The sequence below is a fragment of the Rhodoferax sp. genome (assembly GCF_028714215.1).
Classification (GTDB): domain Bacteria; phylum Pseudomonadota; class Gammaproteobacteria; order Burkholderiales; family Burkholderiaceae_C; genus Rhodoferax.
On the sequence record NZ_JAQTMS010000018.1, the window covers coordinates 1 to 17,801 of the forward strand.

At 63.1% G+C, this 17,801-nt stretch carries 16 protein-coding genes; 2 read left to right on the forward strand and 14 right to left on the reverse strand.

The window, feature by feature from the left end:
- A partial coding sequence (locus PHS32_RS10105; RefSeq protein ID WP_301078825.1) for a hypothetical protein occupies positions 1 to 214 on the forward strand: 214 nt, incomplete at its 5' end.
- A 106-nt stretch (positions 215 to 320) separates the two neighbouring features.
- On the opposite strand, the gene PHS32_RS24225 is transcribed toward PHS32_RS10105, so the two are convergent.
- From PHS32_RS24225 to PHS32_RS10145, 7 genes are all read right to left on the reverse strand, one after another.
- Positions 321 to 2,372, reverse strand: a complete 2,052-nt coding sequence (locus PHS32_RS24225) for a PepSY domain-containing protein (RefSeq protein ID WP_366143472.1) — start codon at positions 2,370 to 2,372, stop codon at positions 321 to 323.
- Positions 2,373 to 2,579: 207 nt separating this feature from the next.
- Complete coding sequence (locus PHS32_RS10120) at positions 2,580 to 4,202, reverse strand: long-chain-fatty-acid--CoA ligase (protein ID WP_301078826.1); 1,623 nt, start codon at positions 4,200 to 4,202, stop codon at positions 2,580 to 2,582.
- Between the two features lie 45 nt (positions 4,203 to 4,247).
- Entirely contained in the window at positions 4,248 to 4,547 is a 300-nt protein-coding gene (locus PHS32_RS10125) for a hypothetical protein (RefSeq protein ID WP_301078828.1), read from the reverse strand.
- 139 nt (positions 4,548 to 4,686) lie between these two features.
- Entirely contained in the window at positions 4,687 to 4,941 is a 255-nt protein-coding gene (locus PHS32_RS10130) for a MoaD/ThiS family protein (RefSeq protein WP_301078829.1), read from the reverse strand.
- A 12-nt stretch (positions 4,942 to 4,953) separates the two neighbouring features.
- A complete protein-coding gene (locus tag PHS32_RS10135; RefSeq protein WP_301078830.1) occupies positions 4,954 to 6,249 on the reverse strand; it encodes an FAD-dependent oxidoreductase in 1,296 nt (431 codons plus the stop codon).
- Between the two features lie 7 nt (positions 6,250 to 6,256).
- Entirely contained in the window at positions 6,257 to 8,104 is a 1,848-nt protein-coding gene (locus tag PHS32_RS10140; RefSeq protein WP_301078831.1) for an aldehyde ferredoxin oxidoreductase family protein, read from the reverse strand.
- 12 nt (positions 8,105 to 8,116) lie between these two features.
- Complete coding sequence (locus PHS32_RS10145) at positions 8,117 to 8,593, reverse strand: 4Fe-4S dicluster domain-containing protein (protein WP_301078832.1); 477 nt, start codon at positions 8,591 to 8,593, stop codon at positions 8,117 to 8,119.
- A gap of 214 nt (positions 8,594 to 8,807) precedes the next feature.
- Here PHS32_RS10145 and PHS32_RS10150 point away from each other — a divergent pair, with 214 nt between their 5' ends.
- Complete coding sequence (locus PHS32_RS10150; protein WP_301078888.1) at positions 8,808 to 9,929, forward strand: helix-turn-helix domain-containing protein; 1,122 nt, start codon at positions 8,808 to 8,810, stop codon at positions 9,927 to 9,929.
- A gap of 31 nt (positions 9,930 to 9,960) precedes the next feature.
- Here the strand turns inward: PHS32_RS10150 and PHS32_RS10155 are convergent, their stop codons facing one another.
- The 7 genes from PHS32_RS10155 to PHS32_RS10185 all read right to left on the reverse strand — a co-directional run bounded on the left by PHS32_RS10155 (position 9,961) and on the right by PHS32_RS10185 (position 17,602).
- Positions 9,961 to 11,046, reverse strand: coding sequence for an XdhC family protein (locus PHS32_RS10155; protein ID WP_301078833.1), 1,086 nt, complete (start codon positions 11,044 to 11,046; stop codon positions 9,961 to 9,963).
- A 25-nt stretch (positions 11,047 to 11,071) separates the two neighbouring features.
- Positions 11,072 to 11,653 (reverse strand): carbon monoxide dehydrogenase subunit G, encoded by a 582-nt coding sequence (locus PHS32_RS10160; RefSeq protein ID WP_301078834.1) that lies wholly within the window; start codon positions 11,651 to 11,653, stop codon positions 11,072 to 11,074.
- A gap of 64 nt (positions 11,654 to 11,717) precedes the next feature.
- Entirely contained in the window at positions 11,718 to 12,902 is a 1,185-nt protein-coding gene (locus tag PHS32_RS10165; protein WP_301078835.1) for a VWA domain-containing protein, read from the reverse strand.
- A gap of 18 nt (positions 12,903 to 12,920) precedes the next feature.
- Complete coding sequence (locus PHS32_RS10170; protein WP_301078836.1) at positions 12,921 to 13,829, reverse strand: MoxR family ATPase; 909 nt, start codon at positions 13,827 to 13,829, stop codon at positions 12,921 to 12,923.
- 104 nt (positions 13,830 to 13,933) lie between these two features.
- Positions 13,934 to 14,725, reverse strand: coding sequence for a xanthine dehydrogenase family protein subunit M (locus tag PHS32_RS10175; RefSeq protein ID WP_301078837.1), 792 nt, complete (start codon positions 14,723 to 14,725; stop codon positions 13,934 to 13,936).
- Between the two features lie 25 nt (positions 14,726 to 14,750).
- The gene (locus tag PHS32_RS10180; protein WP_301078838.1) at positions 14,751 to 17,123 is read right to left on the reverse strand and encodes a xanthine dehydrogenase family protein molybdopterin-binding subunit; all 2,373 of its coding nucleotides are present in this window, start codon (positions 17,121 to 17,123) and stop codon (positions 14,751 to 14,753) included.
- Between the two features lie 11 nt (positions 17,124 to 17,134).
- On the reverse strand, positions 17,135 to 17,602 hold the full coding sequence (locus tag PHS32_RS10185) for a (2Fe-2S)-binding protein (protein WP_301078840.1): 468 nt from the start codon (positions 17,600 to 17,602) through the stop codon (positions 17,135 to 17,137).
- Positions 17,603 to 17,801 lie beyond the last annotated feature (199 nt).

A 17,801-nucleotide genomic window follows, 5' to 3' on the forward strand; every position in this document is an offset into this window, starting at 1 on the left:
CCACGACAAGGACCAAAGTCTCCACCACAAGCGTCGCCACGGCTTGCCCCTTTGCAAATCAAGCACTTACGCGCAACCCAAGATCCAATTCCCGGGAAAGCAACGGCGAGTTGAGAAAGATGGGTTAGCGTCGGTCTCGGCCGATCCCGAGTTCAGCGTCAAGTACAAAGCGCATTTCTTACTTGGCGCAACCGATGTTAGGCAGCCATCCTGAAAGCAATCTGAACGTTTTCTGAATCTTTATTCAGGCACGGCACAGGTCAAGATCGACAGAGCGCCGGCACCCGGCGCGAAGCGCGCGGCATGGGCTGCTCTGTGGCCTACAGATCCAGCACCAGCAGCGGGCTGCGGGCCCGCGAACAGCAAGGTGTGAACAGACCGTTGCCGGCGCGCTCCTGTGCCGTCAGGAAGCGGTCGCGATGTTCCACCTCACCCTCCAGAACCCGGGTCAGGCAGGTGCCGCAGACGCCTTGCGCGCAGGAGGTCGCAATGTCGATTCCGGCTTCGGCCAGGGCCGCCGTCACGGTCTTCTCCCTGGCGACGTGAATGATCTTGCCGCTGCGGGCCAGCTTGACGTCAAACGCCACGTCGTTCTCCGAGCTGTACAGCTCGGCCGAGAAATACTCGCGATGCAGCTGCGCTTCGGGCCAGCCTTTTTGCTGCGCCGTGGCCATCACCAGATCCATGAAGGCGCTCGGGCCACACAGGTACAGATGGGTATCCGGCGCCGGACGATCGAGCAAGGCCGGGATGTCGAGCAGTTGCTCCGCCGGTCCGTCGCTGTAGTGAAACGAGACCCGCCTGGCAAAGCTTGAGCGCTTGATACGGTCGGAAAACGCGGTGCGTTCGACCGAGCGCGTGCAGTAGTGCAAGGTGAAATCGGCCCCGACCTCGGCCAGCCGTTCCGCCATGCACAGAATGGGCGTTACACCGATGCCGCCCGCCAGCAGCAAATAGCGCTGACGCGAATCATCCAGCGGAAAGTGATTCTTCGGCGCGCTGACTTCAAGCAGGTCGCCAACCTTGAGTTCATCGTGCATGGCACGCGAGCCGCCGCGCGAGGCCGCATGGCGCAGCACGCCAATGACATAGCGGTGTGTTTCTTTCGGGTCGTTGCACAAGGAGTACTGCCGCACCAAGCCATCGCCAACGCTGACATCGATGTGTGCCCCGGCACTGAAGGGCGGCAAGCTTTTCCCCTTCGGGTCGACCAACTCAAAACTGCAGATGGCGTCCGCCTCGACCGTCTTTTTGACCAGTTTCAGTACCAGCTTGGGATTGACCGATTTACGGAATTTGCGGCGAAGATAGGGACTGAACCCGGAGTAGGCTTGAACACCGACGCCCAGCGAAGCCAGCAACAGCAGCAATTGGTAAGGCAGTCCGCCCACCATCCCGGCGTGAATGGCGATGCAGTACAAATAGATTTTCCGGCCGATCTGCTGATCGGCGGCATAGTGCTCCAGCCTGAGCGTTTCGCCGCTGAACGCATCCATGTAGTGATAGCTTTTTGCAAGCTCGTGCGGCCGGCCTTTCTCAAGAATCTCTGCGCCGTAAGCATCCTCCGGTTTGGCCGGATAGCGCAGCGAAGCCCACTCGATATCCGGCACCCGCGCTTTGGTTTTTTGCCAGAAGACTTCCATCGGAAGGCGCTTGGCTGCCTGTGCCGTCGGCTTCGATTTCGGCTTCTCCGGCGGCACATAGCCGGTTGCGCTGTAAATCAGGTTCTTCACCGGCTCAAACCCAATCGGCAATCCTGTGACAGTGATCACGATCAGCACCAGGGCGCTGTAAAGACCAACGAACTTGTGCAGGCTCAGGGTGCGGGCACTGCCCGGCAGCCGCGCATTGAACTTGAGCGCCGCCTTCAGAGCTTGCCGGCTGCGCGGCCACCAGAGCGCAACGCCGCCGCCAATCAGAAGCAGCAGGAAGACGGTGTTGACCCAGCCGGCCAGCGTCCGGCCAAGCTTCAGATCGGTAAAGAAGCGAAAACGGTGCAAGCCGTCCATGACGCCAAAGAAACCGCCGTATTGATTTTGCACACCCAGCACCTGCGCATTGCAGGGATTGAGGTAAACGTAGTCCTTGTCGGTGAACATCACGGCGACCGAAGCGCTGTCGTCGGTAGTGACCTCGATGCCTTGTAGCTTGGCTTGTGGATGGGCGGCTTTGGCAGCGGCGGCCAGTTTGTCGAGCGCCAGGGGTGCCTCGCATTTCGGAACCACATGCAAATCGCGGTAGACAAGGTCCTCAAGTTGCGGTTTCAGGACGAAGCCGGCGCCGGTCAGCGCCAGGAACACAACCACCAGACCCAGCGTCAGCCCGGACCAGGTATGCAGCCATAGCAATTTTTTTCGAAAAGAAGAATTCATCGCCATCGTGATCCGTGCATTGAGAAAGATGAGGGCTGCTCAGGCGCATCCGACCATGGCCTGACCCAGCCGCCTCCCGGCAAGGCAAATGAAAGCAAGCTCGATTTCAATCTGCCATGCCACCAATCATGACGGCCCAACCTGAAAGCAAGCTGAAGACTTCCTGAACAACAATTCAGGAAGGCCCCGAAAAGCGGCAGTCGAGGCTTAGCTGAAGACGCCCCCGTACTGCTTGCGCAGATCGCCTTTTTGCACCTTGCCGGTTCCGCCCACCGGCAGGGCATCGAGAAAGACGACGTCGTCCGGCACCCACCACTTGGCGACGCGCTGGCTCAGGAACGCCAGTATTTCGTCGCGTTCCAGCGCCTGCCCGGGCTTGCGCACGATGAACAGCAAGGGGCGCTCGTCCCACTTGGGGTGCTTGACGCCGATGACCGCCGCCATCGCCACCGCGGGATGGCCCATGGCGGCGCTTTCCAGGTCGATCGAACTGATCCACTCGCCGCCGGTCTTGATGACGTCCTTGGTCCGGTCCCGGATCTGCATCACACCCTGGGCGTCGATGGTGGCGATGTCGCCGGTCGGGAACCAGCCGTCGACCAGCGGCGAGGTTTCACCCTTGTAATAGCCGGTCACTATCCATTGCCCGCGCACCAGCAACTCGCCCTGCGACACACCATCGCGCGGCAAGGTGGCACCGTTCTCGTCGACCACCTTGATCTCGACGCCAAACAGCGATTTGCCTTGCTTGGCGACGATGGCGTGGCGCTCGGCGGCAGGCAATTCCATCTGCCCGGGGGCCAGGGAACTCATGGTGGCCACGGCCGTGGTTTCGGTCATGCCCCAGCCATGGCGCACCTCAACGCCGTAGTCGTCGACAAACCTGGCAATCAAGGCGGCCGGCATCGCCGAGCCACCGACCGCGGTGCGCCGCATGCTGGAAAAACGCAAGCCGTTTTGCTGCACATGCTGCATCAGCGCCAGCCAGATGGTGGGCACGCCGGCACTGACGGTGACCTGCTCCGCTTCCATCAACTCATACAGGCTGGCACCGTCCAGGCGCGGCCCCGGCAACACCAGCTTGGCCCCGGCCAGCGGTGCCGCATAGGGTATGCACCAGGCGTTGATGTGAAACATGGGAACCACCGGCAGCACCGTCTCCTGCGGCGACAGCGACATCACGCCCGGCATGCAGCCGGCCATGGCATTGAGCACGATGGCGCGCTGCGAATAGAGCGCACCTTTGGGGTTGCCGGTGGTACCCGACGTGTAGCACAAGGCGGCGCCGCTGCGCTCGTCGAACTGCGGCCAGTCGAACTGCTCGCTGTGCGGCGCAATCAAGTCCTCATAGCTGAGCACATTGGCAACGCCCTCCAGCGCCGGCGTGTTGGCCGCATCGCTCAGGCAAACCCAGGCTTTCACCTTGGGGCAGTGCGCGGCAATGCCCTTGACCAATGGCGCGAAAGTGGCGTCGAACAGCATCACCGCATCTTCGGCGTGGTTGATGATGTAGATCAGTTGCTGCGGGTGCAGGCGCGGGTTGCAGGTATGGATCACCATGCCGCTGCCCGACACCGCGTAATAGGCTTCCAGGTGGCGGTGGTTGTTCCAGGCAATGGAGCCGACCGCGCTGCCGGCGCCCAGGCCCAGTTGTCTCAAAGCATTGGCCAGCTTGCGCGCACGCGCGGCGCACTGGGCGTAGGTGTAGCGAAACAGGGGGCCGTGGGTCTCGCGCGCCACCACTTCGACCGCGCCGTACTGGGCGGCTGCGTGTTCGATGACATCGGAAATAAGAAGGGGGCGGTCCATCATGAGGCCGGGCTGAAGCATGGGTTGTCTCCGGGGTTGGTTGTTGAAAGTCAGCCCGGTACTGTATCAGCCGCCGCCACGCAACATGTACAAATCAAAGCGTTTCATGAAGCTGTAGCGCTGGGCTTCACTTAGGCCAGCGAAGCGAAATGTCACCAGCAGGCGCGGTATGCGCACCAGGGCAATGACGCGCGGCTCGCCGACTTGCCATTTCAAACCCAGCGCGCCGTCCCCGATGCGCACGCCGGCCGAGTGGTCCTGCAACTTCCAGGGATGCTCGCCAATGGCAGCCGGCAGCCAGCGCAGCCACTCGGTCTCGGTGCAGCCCATCTCGCGCTCAAAGCGCTCAGCGTAGAAAGACTGCATGCTGGTCAGTTCCAAAATTCACGATCTCATCCCTTCGTTGCCGACGTCAGGGGCTTTGTCATTGCGGGCCTGACCCGCAATCCATGGATGCCGGATCGGGTCCGGCATGACAGCTTTGGAGATTCAACATGACAAGCTATCAACCACCCGCAATAGGCGGCCAGATCGCCAGTACGTCGCCATCGCTCAAGGTCTGGCTAGCGTGTTTTTCGGGCTCTATGTATTTGCCGTTGACCAGCACCAGATGCACCAGCGCCGGCGGCAATTGGTAGGGTTCCAAGACCTGAAGAATGGTGGCGCCGTCCGCCACCTCCAGCTCCACGATATTGGTATAGCGCGACGCCGCGGGCAGGTAATCGGTGAGCGTGGCAAAGAGCTTGAGCGTGATCTTCATGCGTCGCAAATTCTAGCGACGCCGCTCGTCCTGCGCACCGGCCCAGGCGCTTTGTCCCTGGGCGCTGGCCAGGTAGGCTTGCATCAGCCGGGTCGGGTCGTTCATCAGGGTGTCTTTCCAGGCCCCCAGCTTCACCTGGCCTTCCACCAGGCCGCGCATGACGCCCACGTGCTCGGTCCAGCCGACCGCGTTGCAGCCCACCAGCACCTGGTCCTTGAACTGCAGACTCAGGTGCCTACCCGCAGCCTTGTCGGTCAACTCGACATGCTCGCCACCGGGCACGCCTTGCCAGTCACCAAAGCTGGCGGAAACCAGGCCCAAAGTGTCCAGCACGTTGATTAGCGTCACCCCCTTGAGCTCGGCGCCGGGCGCTTTGCCGGCGGCAAATGCCACCATGTTCAGGGCGGCCACCCGGGCCTGCTCGGCGGCGTTGGGCTGGATCGCGCTGACCATGGTTTTGCCCGACACCTTGTCAAAGGCTTCGGCGCAGTCGCCGGCCGCAAAAATGCCCGGCACATTGGTTTGCAGATGCTCGTCGGTCAGCACGCCCAGCAAGCAGATGACGCCGGAGTTTTCCAGAAAGCCGATGGCGGGCCGCACCCCCGCCGCGCTGATCACCAGGTCCGCCGACAGCGTCTGGCCATTGCTCAGGCGCACGCTCAGCGGGCTTCCCTGATCTATCGCTTCGACCCGCGTATCGGTAAACACCTGCACGCCTTTGGCCTCGACCCAGTCGCGAATCATGCCACCGGCGGTAGCCCCCATCATGCGCGGCACCATGCGGTCGCCCATCTCGACCACGCTCAAATGCACACCGCGCGCCGCCAGCGCTTCCATGATGATGCAGCCGATGAAACCGGCACCCAGTTGCAGCACCCGGGCTCCTTTGGTGGCCAGCGCCATGATCTGGCGGGCGTCGTCCAGCGTCCAGCAGGAGTGGACGCCCGCCGTGTCGATGCCGCGAATGGGAGGTCGCACCGGCCGCGAGCCGGTGGCAATCAGCAAGGTGTCGAAGCCCAGCACCTGAGCGTCCTCCAGCGTGACTGTCTTGCCGGCCGCGTCGACCTGTTTGACCGACGCCTGCAGCACTTTGACCTGCAAGTCGGCAAAGTGGGAAGCACTCTTGCGCAGGTAAGTGCCACTCTCACCCACCTTGCCCATCAGCAGGTAGGGAATCGCCATGCGCGAGTAAGGCGGCTCGCGCTCGTCGCCAACGATCGTGATGCGGTCCGCCGGTGCGTGCTTGCGGATGGTTTCGGCGGCGATGACACCGGCCGGGCCGGCGCCTAGGATGAGGTGATGGGTCATGACACTTTCAGAGGCTCAGACGCGCGCGGGTTTCGGCCGTTGGGCGCCCTTCGCTGTCCCAGCCGCGAACCTCGTAGTACTTGGGCAGCATCTTGGCCAGCTCATTGACTTTGCCCTTGGCCGGGCCGGTCTTGCAGGCCTCGGTCAACAGACGCGGGGGCAGGCTATCGTCCTTGGAGGTAAAGCCGGCCCGGTTGTTGAACTCGCGCTCCATGTTCCAGATGCGCTCACCGATCTTGGCCAGTTCCTCGATCGTGAACTGCTCGCCGCAAGCGCCTTGCATTTGCGGTGCCAGATCCTGCAGACCCCAGGCAAAAGTGGTGAAGATGCACAGGCCGGAGGAGTCGAAGGCGGCGGTGGCGTCCTGGAACGCCTTGACCAGATCGGGCTTGCCCTCATGCTCCAGCGGATCGGTCTTGACCGGAATGCCCAGCACTTCGGAGGCAATGGTGTAGCCGCGCAAGTGGCAGCCGCCCCGGTTGGAGGTGGCGTAGGCCAGACCGATACCCTGAATGGCGCGACCGTCGTAGGCCGGGAACTCCTGGCCCTTGGAACTCATGCTCAGCTCGGGGTGCCCATACTTGGCCGTCAGGCGCTTCGAGCCCTGACCGATTTCCTTGCCGAAGCCGCGGCCATTGACGGTCTCTTCGGCCAGGAAGGCCAGTGCCTGGGCCGAGCCGAACGGCGCTGCTATGCCTATCAGTTCCTTGGACAGCACGCCCATGTCGTACAACTCCATCACCGCACCCACCGTGGTGCCGAAGCTGATCGGGTCTATGCCCTCCTCGTTGCACAGCAGGTTGGCATATTGCAGCGCTTCCAGGTCGTTAACGCCATTGGCCGCGCCCAGCGCCCAAGCCGCTTCGTACTCCAGTCCACCGTTGGCACCGCGGTACTGCGGCTTGTTGACAATCGTGAAGTGACCCTCGTCCATCTTGCTGATGCGACCGCAGGCGATGGTGCAACCAAAGCAGGCCTGATTGGTGACCAGGTGCTTCTTGCCGTCGCTCTTGCGCGGCGCCGCCATGGCTTCGGCACCGATGTCCTTGGCGCCTTCAAACTGGTTGTCGCGGTGGTTGCGGGTCGGCAAGGCGCCCACTTCGTTGATGACACTCATCAACACCTGGGTACCCATCGCGGGCAGGCCGGTGCCGGTGACGCCGTTCTCCGCCAACACCTTTTTGCCGGCCTTGACGGCCGCCATGAAGGCTTTCGGGTTCTGGATATTGCCAACGCCCTTGGTACCGCGCACGGCGATCGCCTTCAGGTTCTTACTGCCCATCACGGTGCCCACGCCGGAGCGGCCGGCAGCCCGGTGCAAGTCGTTCACGACACTGGCAAACAGCACGCCGTTCTCGCCCGCCTTGCCGATGCTGGAAACGCGCGTCAGCGGGTCTTGCAGGCTCTTCTTGAGCATCTCCTCGGTCTGCCACACGCTCTTGCCCCACAGGTGGCTGGCATCGCGCAGTTCAGCCACATCGTCGTTGACGTAGAGGTACACCGGCGTGGCGCTCTTGCCTTCGAAAATCACCATGTCCCAGCCGGCCATCTTGAGCTCGGCACCCCAGTAACCGCCCGAGTTGGAACAGGCAATGGCGCCGGTCAGCGGGCTCTTGGTGATCACCGTGTAGCGACCACCGGTGGAGGCCATGGTGCCGGTCAACGGGCCAGTGGCCCAGATGATCTTGTTGGCACTCGACAGGGGATCGGTTTTGGCGTCCACCTCTTCCACCAGGTATTTGGACCCCAGGCCGCGCGAGCCCAGGTAAGCACGCGCCCAGTCCATATTGAGCGGCTCGGATTTGACGGTACCCGCGGTCAAATCAACGCGAAGAATTTTTCCAGCCCATGACATGATGCGTGCTCCTTAAGCGGCGGTAGGTTGATTGCCAAGCTTGTCGGCCCATTGCGCCATCTTGCCCAGACCGGTCCAGTTGGCGTCAATGAAGGTGATGGCGCCGGTGGGGCAGGCATCGGCACAGGCCGGCTCGCCGCCGCACAGATCGCACTTCTGCACCTTGCCTGTTGATTCGACGTAATTGATGGTGCCGAACGGGCAGGCGATGGTGCAGACCTTGCAGCCGACACAGGTGGCCTCGTTGACCACCTTGGCACCGGTCGCCTTGTCCACCGTGATGGCCTCCACCGGGCAGGCATGCAGGCACCAGGCCTCGTCGCATTGGGTGCAGGTGTAAGGCACTTTTTTGCCGGTATGGTGGAAGTCGAACACCTTGATACGCGATTTGGCGGTGGCGAAAGTGCCGTAGTTCTCGAAAGAACAAGCCATTTCGCATTGCAAACAACCGGTGCATTTGTCGGCGTTGATATGCAACACTTTTTGCATGTATGTCTCCTGCGGGTTGTGGCACCTATGAAGTGCCGTTCCTATGAAATTGAGTACATAGCGATTGTTGGGGGTTCGGGAGATTTTTGCCTAGGTAGTAACCCTAGGCCGACACACGAGGCAGTGCGAAATTCTCAATTTGAAACACTGGGCAGGAAAGTCCTTTGTGTACGAGAATTATCAAAATCGTGAAATCGCCAACACACCCAGCCCCATGACCAGTCCTGTCACCGCCAGCACCAGCCTGCGACTGAGCGCGATAGCGCAGGCCCGCCGCACCGCGCTGCAAGACCGCGCGGCGCTGCCGCCGGGCTGGATTGCGCCCTGGATCGAGCGCTCCTGGCAGCGCTGCATCGGCCTGGGCCTGCAGCCGCAGGAAGCGGTGACTTTTGATGTGATAAGCCACCTGCAGATGCGCCAGACCACGGAGGCCAACCAGCGGCTGGTGGCGACGGCCAAACCGGTTTTGGAGAGGTTGGGACGCGCCATCGTGAACACGCGCTACTTTGCCATTCTGACCAACGCCGACGGCATCGTGGTGGATGTCGGCGGCGCCGTCGATCGCTCCGACCGGCGCGCCGACAGCATCACCCGCATCGGCACCGATTTGTCGGAACGCAAGGTGGGCACCACGGCCATCGGCGCGGTGCTCAATGATTTGCAGCCGGTCTGGCTGCACCGGGGCGAACATTTCTTTTCCGACACTTCTCATTACAGTTGCGCTGGCGCGCCCCTGTTCGGCCCGACCGGTGCTTGCGTCGGCATGCTGGATTTGACTGGTATTGATGCGGTCGAGCGCCCGGAACTCAAGCATCTGGTCACCCAGTCGGCGCAAAAAATTGAGAACGCGTTGCTGCTGGCGCAAACGCACAAATTGATGTTGCGTCTGAACTGGCCAGGCAACGCGCTGGGCAGCGAAACCGATGGCATCCTCTGCCTGGACGCCGACGGCTGGATCACGGGAGCGAACCAGATCGCGCGCCAGATGGTGCCGAATCTGGCCAGCGCGGGTCAGCCCGGCGTGCATGTCAGTTCGGTCTTCGGCATGGCTTACGAGCTGCTGTTCGATGCCGTTCACCGCCCTGACGCGACGCTTGAAATTCCGCTCTGGACCGGTCTTCGCTTGCAGGCGCTACCCCTGGCGAGTTCGCTGGAGGCTTGGTCGGTTGATGCCGGACAACGCCCCCGCAGTGCGGAAAGTGTGCCGCTCAAGGAAATCGAGGTCAGCCTGATCCGCAAAGCCGTCGAACAAGCCCGCGGCAATGTGGCCCAGGCCGCTCGCGCCCTGGGCATCAGCCGCGCCACGGTGTACCGCAAATTGGGCAACACCAAATGACGATGGCCCGGCGCTGCCCAAGGTGAAGAGCTTAGTCCTTGCGCGGCACGCTGCAAACCGTGTCGCCGGGATCGTTGGGGGGCACCGCGTTGCCATCTTTCGCCGGGCCCACTTCCATCGCGCGCGGCAAGGCCACGCCGTTTTTAATGGCCAGAATTTCAGCCATCACGCTGACCGCTATTTCGCTGGGCATCTTGCTGCCGATATAGATGCCTATCGGTCCGTGCAAGCGCGCCAGCGTCTGCTCGCTCATCCCGAAATGCTGGCGCAGACGTTCGTGGCGCGCCTGGTTGTTACGGCGCGAGCCGATCGCGCCAACGTAGAACGCCTCCGAATTCAAGGCCTCCAGCAAGGCCAGGTCGTCCAGCTTGGGGTCGTGCGTCAAGGCCACGACGCAACTGCGTTTGTCCGGCTTGAAGGCGATCACGACGTCGTCCGGCATCTCGCCCAGAACGTTCACCCCCAGCACCGACCAGGAGCCGCGGTACTCCTCGCGCGGGTCGCATACCGTCACGGCGAAGCCGTTGAACAAGGCCATGGTCGCCAGATATTCCGTGAGTTGCCCGGCGCCTATCAACAGCATGCGGTAGCCCGGTCCGAAGGTGTTCACCAGTTCCTGGCTGGACAGGGACAGTTCGCTGGCCACGCTGGCGGGCCGCAGGCTGACCGCGCCGTCGCTCAGCCGGACGCAGCGTTGCACCAGTTGCCCGCCATCCAGCAGCGCCACCAGTTCCGCCAGTTTCTGCGGGTCGGGATCGTACTCCAGCAACAACTCCAGCGTCCCGCCGCAAGGCAATCCGAAACGGTGCGCCTCATCGGCCGTGATGCCATATTTGACGGTCGCCGGCGCACCCCTGGGCATGCTGTCGACGCCGCTCTGCTTGGGCTCCGGTGCCGCTTTTGCAGCGGCCCGGGTGTAGCGGTAAATCAGGTCGTCCTCAATGCATCCACCCGACACCGAGCCAACCACCGAACCGTCTTCGCGCAGCGCCATGATGGAGCCGACCGGACGCGGCGACGAGCCCCAGGTTCGAACCACGGTGGCGAGAATGGCCCGCTGGCCGGCCTGACGCCACGCGCTCAGGGTGCGCAAAACAATGAGGTCCAGGTTTTCCATAGCTGCTCCTTGGCGCTGGCCGCCCTCAACCGAACGAGCGCAGCACCCAAAAACCGATACCCAGCACGATCAATCCGGCAATCCAGATCCATGCCGGCAGGCCACTGGCCGCGCTGGGTGCGGGCGTTTCTGACGCAGCCACCCGAGCGGCGTAGGCCTGCGGGTACTTCTTCTGCATTGCTTCATCGAAACGTTTGAAAAAATCTTCCGCCATCGACTTGGCGGCGCCGTCGATCAGGCGCTGGCCCAACTGCGCCACCTTGCCACCGACCGATGCATGCACCAGGTAACCCAACTCGCAGCCTTGCGGGTTCGCCAGCAGCTTGATCTGGGCCGTTCCCTTGCCGAAGCCGGCAACGCCACCCTGACCATCGAAGGCAATGGTGTAGCTGCTGGGGACCACGATGTCGTTCAGGCTGATCTTGCCCGTGAACCTGGCGGCAATCGGGCCGATCTTGAGTGCCAGGGCGACTGCGTATTGGTTTTCACCGCTGGCTTCCATCTTGTCGCAGCCCGGGATGCAGCTCTGAATGACCGCGGGATCGTTCAGCGCCTCCCAGGCTTGTTGTTGCGTGATCGCCAGTTGCCGATTGCCTTGCATGTCCATGGTGTGAATCCTTTATTCGGGTGCCAATCAGGGTGTTTGATTCGAAGTATTCAGACAGACCGCTTCAACGACCCATCAAGGCCGCCAGGCTGCCTGCCAGTTCTTCGAGTTTGCTCACGTTGTGCACTGCCAGCATGCCGTGTGCCTGGCGTTGCAGCACGGCGGCGCCGCGTGCCAGCGCTGCGTAGCCGTCAAAGCGCAGCAACGGGTTGAGCCACAGCAGGCGCCGGCTGCGCCGGCGCAACCAGACCAACTCCTGTTCCAGCAGCTCGGGCGCACCGGTATCCAGACCATCGCTGATGATCAACACCAGGGTTCGGCGCCCAACCAGTCGCCGTGCATGCTGCTCGCGCAAGGTGCCAAGGGCGGCGCCGAGTTGAGTCCCGCCGGCGAAATCTTCAATCGCCTGGCTGGCGTGGGCCAGCATCTCGTCGCTGTCGGCCAAGCGGAACGCCGGCGTCAGGTCGGTCAGCTGGGTGCCGAAGGCAAACACGTCGCGGCGTGGATGGCGGCGCGTGGCGGCATGCAAAAACGCCAACAGCAAACGGGCATAACGTTCCATCGAGCCCGACACATCGACCAGCACCAGCAACGGCAGCAACTGCTGGCGCCGCCGCAGCAGGGGCAGCCGCATGATTTCGCCGCCCGAGCGCACCGCTTGCCGCAGCACGCCGGGCCAGTGCAGTTGCGTGCCGATGGCCGCCGACCGGGTGCGCCGCGAGGCGAACTGCGGCAGCGGCAACGCGACATCGCGCGCCAGGCGTTCGACCAGACGGTATTCGGTGGCCGACAGCGCATTGAAATCGGCATGCTTGAGACGATGCAGGTCGCTGGCCGTCATGGCGGCGTCGAAGTCCACCTTCTGCTCCTGCGGTTTCGGCTGGACTGGCTGGCCAAAAGCTCTCTGCGGCGACAAGGCCTCGCGCACCCGCGGCCGGCGCTTGCTCGGCTCGGCCTTCCCTTCGGCGCTGGGCAGCAATTGCGACAACAGCTTTTGCGCCACTTCGGGGTTGCGGAAGAAGGCGTCGAACAGTTCCCGGAACACCAGCCGGTCCTGCTCGCGATTGACCATCACCGCTTCCATCGCCGCGCCGACGTCGGCCTTTGAGCCCAGTCCGACGGCCAACGCCGCATCGGCCGCCAGCGCAATGCGCGAACTGTCCACCCGCACCCCAGCGCGGCGCAAGGTGCGCCCAAAAGCGGTGAAGTTGTCGGCCAGCTTGCCCGACCTGGAATCGCCCAGCAACATGGTGCGCTCAGTCCAGCATCATGCCGGCGCCTCTTGCGGCTTGAGCAACTCGGCGCTCATGTCGCGCGTCAGCGCCGCCACGTCCTCGCGTTGCTTGAACAGGATGCCGGCGGTGTCCGCCATCACCTCCGGATCAATGTTCAGCGTGTCCAGCGCCACCAGGGCCCTGGCCCACTCAACGCTTTCGGCAACCCCCGGGACGCGCTGGAAGGCATCGGCGAAGGGCCGGCTGCGCAGCCGGCTCACCACCGTCGCCACCTGGGCCGACAAGCTGGCCGAAGCCTCGGGCACCTGCGCCCGGACGATGGCCAGTTCACGCTCACGCTCCGGATAGTCCAGCCAGTGGTAGAGGCAGCGGCGCTTGACCGCATCGTTGAGCTCGCGGGTGCGGTTGCTGGTCAGAACGGTGACCGGCTTGACGACCGACCGGATGGTGCCGATCTCCGGAATGCTGACCTGGTATTCCCCCAGGTATTCCAGCAGGAAGGCCTCGAACGGCTCGTCGGCCCGATCGACTTCATCGATCAGCAACAGCGCGCCCGGCGCCGGCGTTTGCAGCGCCTGCAGCAGCGGGCGCCGAATCAGGTAGCGGTCCTGGTAGACCTCGCGCTCGACCCGTTCGATTTCGTTGCTGGCCACCCCTTGGGCGGCCCGCATGTGCAGCAACTGCGCCGCGTAATTCCATTCGTACAAGGCCTCGCGCTGCTCCAGGCCGTCATAGCACTGCAGGCGCAGCAACTGACGTCCCAGCAGCAGGGCCAGGGCCTTGGCCAGTTCGGTCTTGCCGGCCCCCGGCTCGCCTTCCAGCAGCAAGGGACGCTCCAGCTTCAAGGCCAGAAACACGGCGGTGCAAAGCCGGCGCTCGGCGTAGTAGCCGACCGACTCCAGCGCCTGGCTCAAAGCATCAATATCCGGGAATAGTGTCATGGATTCCGCCATTCAAGGTCGCCGCTTCAATCTTCAAATACCGTCGTAGCGTGGCATAAAAAAGCCCCGGGTCCGACAACCCGGGGCCGCCCCAGTGGGCCGGCTCAAGCCAGCATCTGCGTCACGGCACGTTGCGTCAGCACACTGATGAGATTGGCGCGGTAGGCGGCCGAGGCGTGCAGGTCGGCGTTGAGTTCCGAGGCATCGATAGCCACGGCGGCGGCGGCCGAGGCGCTGAAGCTGCGGTTCAGCGCGTCTTCCAGCCCGCGGTGCCGGAATACCCCGTTGGCAGCGCCCGTCACCGCCACCCGCACGCCGGACCCGGTTTGCGCCACAAACACGCCCACCAGGGCGAAGCGCGAAGCCGGCTGGTTGAACTTGATGTAGGCGGCTCGTTTCGGCAGCGGGAAACTGATCGCCGTGATGATCTCGCCGTCCAGCAAGGCGGTGCTGAACATCCCTTGAAAAAAGTCGTCCGCGGCAATTTTTCGCTGCGTGGTGTGGACGCTGGCACCGAGGCCCAGCACGGCGCTGGGATAGCAGGCGGCCGGGTCGTTGTGCGCCACCGACCCGCCCAGCGTGCCCATGGCGCGCACCTGACGGTCGCCGATGTGCGCCGCCAGCTGCGCCAGCGCCGGAATCGCGGCCTTGACCTCGGCGCTGCCGGCGACGTCGATATGGCGCGTCATGGCACCTATGACCAAGGCATTGCCGTCACGCCGGATGCCGCTCAACTCTTTGATGGCACTGATATCGGCCAGGCGACCCGGGGCGGACAAGCGCAGCTTCATCGACGCCAGAAGGCTCTGCCCGCCGGCCAGAAGCTTGGCACCGCCGGCGGCCAGTTGGGCGGCATCGGCCAGGGTCGTGGGCTGCTCTAAGGTAAATGGATACATGTTCCTTGATCCTCTCGTGTTGATTTCAGACTTTGCTGGCCTGAATGGCTTCCCAGACCCGTCCCGGCGAGGCCGGCATGTCAAACTCTTTCACGCCCAGTGGCTTCAGCGCGTCCAGCACGGCGTTGATGACGGCCGGCGGCGAGCCGATGGCACCGGCCTCGCCGCAGCCTTTGGTCCCCAGGGGGTTGTGCGTGCAAGGCGTGCAGACGGTGCCGATCTTGAACTCGGGGAAATCGTCGGCCCGCGGCATGGCGTAGTCCATGAACGAGCCGGTCAACAACTGACCGGTTTCACGGTCGTAGACGCAGTTTTCCAGCAGCGCCTGGCCAATGCCCTGGACCAGGCCGCCATGCACCTGGCCTTCGACAATCATCGGGTTGATGATGGTGCCGAAATCGTCCACTGCCGTGAACTTGTCGACCCGCGTCTTGCCGGTGGCCGGGTCCACCTCCACCTCGCAGATGTAGGTGCCCGCCGGGAAGGTGAAATTGGTCGGGTCGTAGAACGCGGTTTCGTTGAGGCCAGGCTCCAGCTTGTCCAGCGGGTAGTTGTGCGGCACGTAAGCGGTCAGCGCGACCTGGCCGAAGGTGACTTTTTTGTCGGTGCCCTTGACCGTGAACTCGCCGTTGGCGAAATCGACGTCGGCGTCGCTGGCCTCCATCAGGTGCGCGGCGATTTTCTTGGCCTTGGTTTCGATCTTGTCGAGCGCCTTCATGATGGCCGCTCCGCCGACCGAAATGGAGCGCGACCCATAAGTGCCCATGCCGAATGGCACCCGCCCGGTGTCGCCATGCACCACGTCCACCGCCTCCACCGCGATGCCCAGGCGTGCCGCGACGACTTGCGCAAACGTGGTCTCATGCCCTTGCCCATGGCTGTGCGAACCGGTGAAGACGGTCACGCTGCCAGTGGGATGCACGCGCACTTCGCCGCATTCGAACAAACCGGCGCGGGCACCCAGGGCACCGGCGATATTGCTGGGTGCGATGCCGCAGGCTTCGATGTAGCTTGAATAGCCGATGCCGCGCAGCAAGCCCTTGGCCGCACTGGCCGCCTTGCGCGCATCGAAGCCGGCCACATCGGCCAGCGCCTGCGCCTGGTTCATGCAGCCCAGGTAGTCGCCGACATCGTATTGCAGGGCCACCGGCGTCTGGTATGGCCAGCTGCTGATGAAATTGCGCTTGCGGATTTCGTCCTGCCCGATGCCCAGTTCCCAGGCACAGCGGCTGACCAGCCGCTCCAGCAGGTAGGTGGCTTCGGGACGCCCGGCACCGCGATAGGCATCGACCGGCGCGGTATTGGTGAACCAGGCATCGACTTCGACGTAAATCTGCGGCGTGCTGTACTGGCCCGCCAGCAAGGTGGCGTACAGGATGGTCGGCACGGCGGTGGAAAAGGTCGACAGGTAAGCGCCCAGGTTGGCGTCGGTGTGCACCCGCAGCGCCAGGAACTTGCCGTCTTTGTCGAGGGCCATTTCGGCGTGGCTCACATGGTCCCGGCCATGGGCATCGGTCAGGAAAGACTCGCTGCGTTCGCAAGTCCATTTGATGCTGCGGTTGACCTGCTTGGCGGCCCAGGTCAGCGCCACGTCTTCGGCGTAGAGAAAGATCTTGGAACCAAAACCACCGCCCACGTCCGGTGCAATCACACGCACCTTGTGTTCCGGCAGGCCCAGCACAAAGGCCGTCATCAGCAGGCGCTCGACATGCGGATTCTGATTCGCCACATGCAGCGTGTACTCTTCATTGGCCCGGCTGTAGCTGCCGATGACGGCGCGCGGCTCCATGGCATTGGGCACCAACCGGTTATTGACCAGGTCCAGCTTGGTCACATGGGCCGCCTTGGCAAAGGCCGCATCGACCTGCCCCTTGTCGCCGATGGCCCATTTGTAGCAATGGTTGTCGGGCGCCGCCTCGTGCAGCGCCGCTCCCTTGGCGGCATCGCGCACATCGACCACGGCATCGAGAACCTGGTACTCGACCTCCACCGCTTCCGCCGCATTTTTGGCTTGCTCCAGGGTCTCGGCAATCACCATCGCCACCTGGTCGCCAACGTAGCGCGCCTTGCCGAGCGCCAGCACCGGGTGCGGCGGCTCTTTCATGGGCGTGCCGTCGGTGCTGGTGATGAGCCAACCGCAGGGCAGACCGCCCATCTTTCCTTCCAGGTCCTTGCCGGTGAAGATTTCGACCACGCCCGGCAGCGCCTTGGCGCGGTCCACGGCAATGCTCTTGATCTCGGCATGGGCATGCGGGCTGCGCACAAAGACGGCGTAAGTCTGCCCCGGCAGGTTGATGTCGTCGGTGTACTGGCCGGCGCCGGTCAGGAAACGGTAGTCTTCCTTGCGCCGTATCGAGGCGCCGATGTGCGGCAGTTTTGCGAAGTCGGATGCACCCATGTCTGTCTCCTTCAGGCGGCCATGGCAGCTTGTCCCTGCTGCACGGCCTTGACGATGTTTTGATAGCCGGTGCAGCGGCAGATGTTGCCCTCCAGCAATTCGCGGATTTCGCCCTCGGTCGCCTTGGGATGATGCTTGCACAGGTCAACCGCGCTCATCACCATGCCGGTGGTGCAATAACCGCACTGCAAGCCGTGGCTCTCCTTGAAGGCGGCCTGCATCGGGTGCAGCGTGCCGTCCGCTTGAGCCAGACCTTCGATGGTGGTGATCTCGGAGCCATTGACCTGGGCCGCCAGCACGTTGCAGGATTTGATGGCGTGCCCGTCCTTGATCACGGTGCAGGCGCCGCACTGCGCGGTGTCGCAGCCGACATGCGTGCCGGTGAGTTTGAGCTGCTCGCGCAACACCTGTACCAGCAATGTGTTGGCGGGAACATCAACCGTGATGGACTTGCCGTTGACCGTAAGCTGAACCTGCATGGGAATAGTCTCCGTTTAGGTGGTTTCGACGAAAGAGGCTGATTATTGGTTTTGACCCAAGCGATCTGCCTAGGCAAAACCCTTATCGGTTTCGCAAGGTTCCGAAATGACACCGAGCCAGTGCGCTTGCCGAACCGGCTTCAAGTTGTTCGGAGGGTTTGTTTCTCCAATGAAAAACGCCTTGAATGGTGATTTTCTT

Coding starts and splice junctions, on each gene's coding strand:
- PHS32_RS10120 (WP_301078826.1), bottom strand. CDS start 4,202: ATGCTTCAGCCCGGCCTCATGATGGACCGCCCCCTTCTTATTTCCGAT.
- PHS32_RS10150 (WP_301078888.1), top strand. CDS start 8,808: ATGACCAGTCCTGTCACCGCCAGCACCAGCCTGCGACTGAGCGCGATA.
- PHS32_RS10170 (WP_301078836.1), bottom strand. CDS start 13,829: ATGACACTATTCCCGGATATTGATGCTTTGAGCCAGGCGCTGGAGTCG.
- PHS32_RS10165 (WP_301078835.1), bottom strand. CDS start 12,902: ATGTTGCTGGGCGATTCCAGGTCGGGCAAGCTGGCCGACAACTTCACC.
- PHS32_RS10155 (WP_301078833.1), bottom strand. CDS start 11,046: ATGGAAAACCTGGACCTCATTGTTTTGCGCACCCTGAGCGCGTGGCGT.
- PHS32_RS10185 (WP_301078840.1), bottom strand. CDS start 17,602: ATGCAGGTTCAGCTTACGGTCAACGGCAAGTCCATCACGGTTGATGTT.
- PHS32_RS10130 (WP_301078829.1), bottom strand. CDS start 4,941: ATGAAGATCACGCTCAAGCTCTTTGCCACGCTCACCGATTACCTGCCC.
- PHS32_RS10160 (WP_301078834.1), bottom strand. CDS start 11,653: ATGGACATGCAAGGCAATCGGCAACTGGCGATCACGCAACAACAAGCC.
- PHS32_RS10125 (WP_301078828.1), bottom strand. CDS start 4,547: ATGCAGTCTTTCTACGCTGAGCGCTTTGAGCGCGAGATGGGCTGCACC.
- PHS32_RS10145 (WP_301078832.1), bottom strand. CDS start 8,593: ATGCAAAAAGTGTTGCATATCAACGCCGACAAATGCACCGGTTGTTTG.
- PHS32_RS10175 (WP_301078837.1), bottom strand. CDS start 14,725: ATGTATCCATTTACCTTAGAGCAGCCCACGACCCTGGCCGATGCCGCC.
- PHS32_RS10180 (WP_301078838.1), bottom strand. CDS start 17,123: ATGGGTGCATCCGACTTCGCAAAACTGCCGCACATCGGCGCCTCGATA.
- PHS32_RS10135 (WP_301078830.1), bottom strand. CDS start 6,249: ATGACCCATCACCTCATCCTAGGCGCCGGCCCGGCCGGTGTCATCGCC.
- PHS32_RS10140 (WP_301078831.1), bottom strand. CDS start 8,104: ATGTCATGGGCTGGAAAAATTCTTCGCGTTGATTTGACCGCGGGTACC.
- PHS32_RS24225 (WP_366143472.1), bottom strand. CDS start 2,372: ATGAATTCTTCTTTTCGAAAAAAATTGCTATGGCTGCATACCTGGTCC.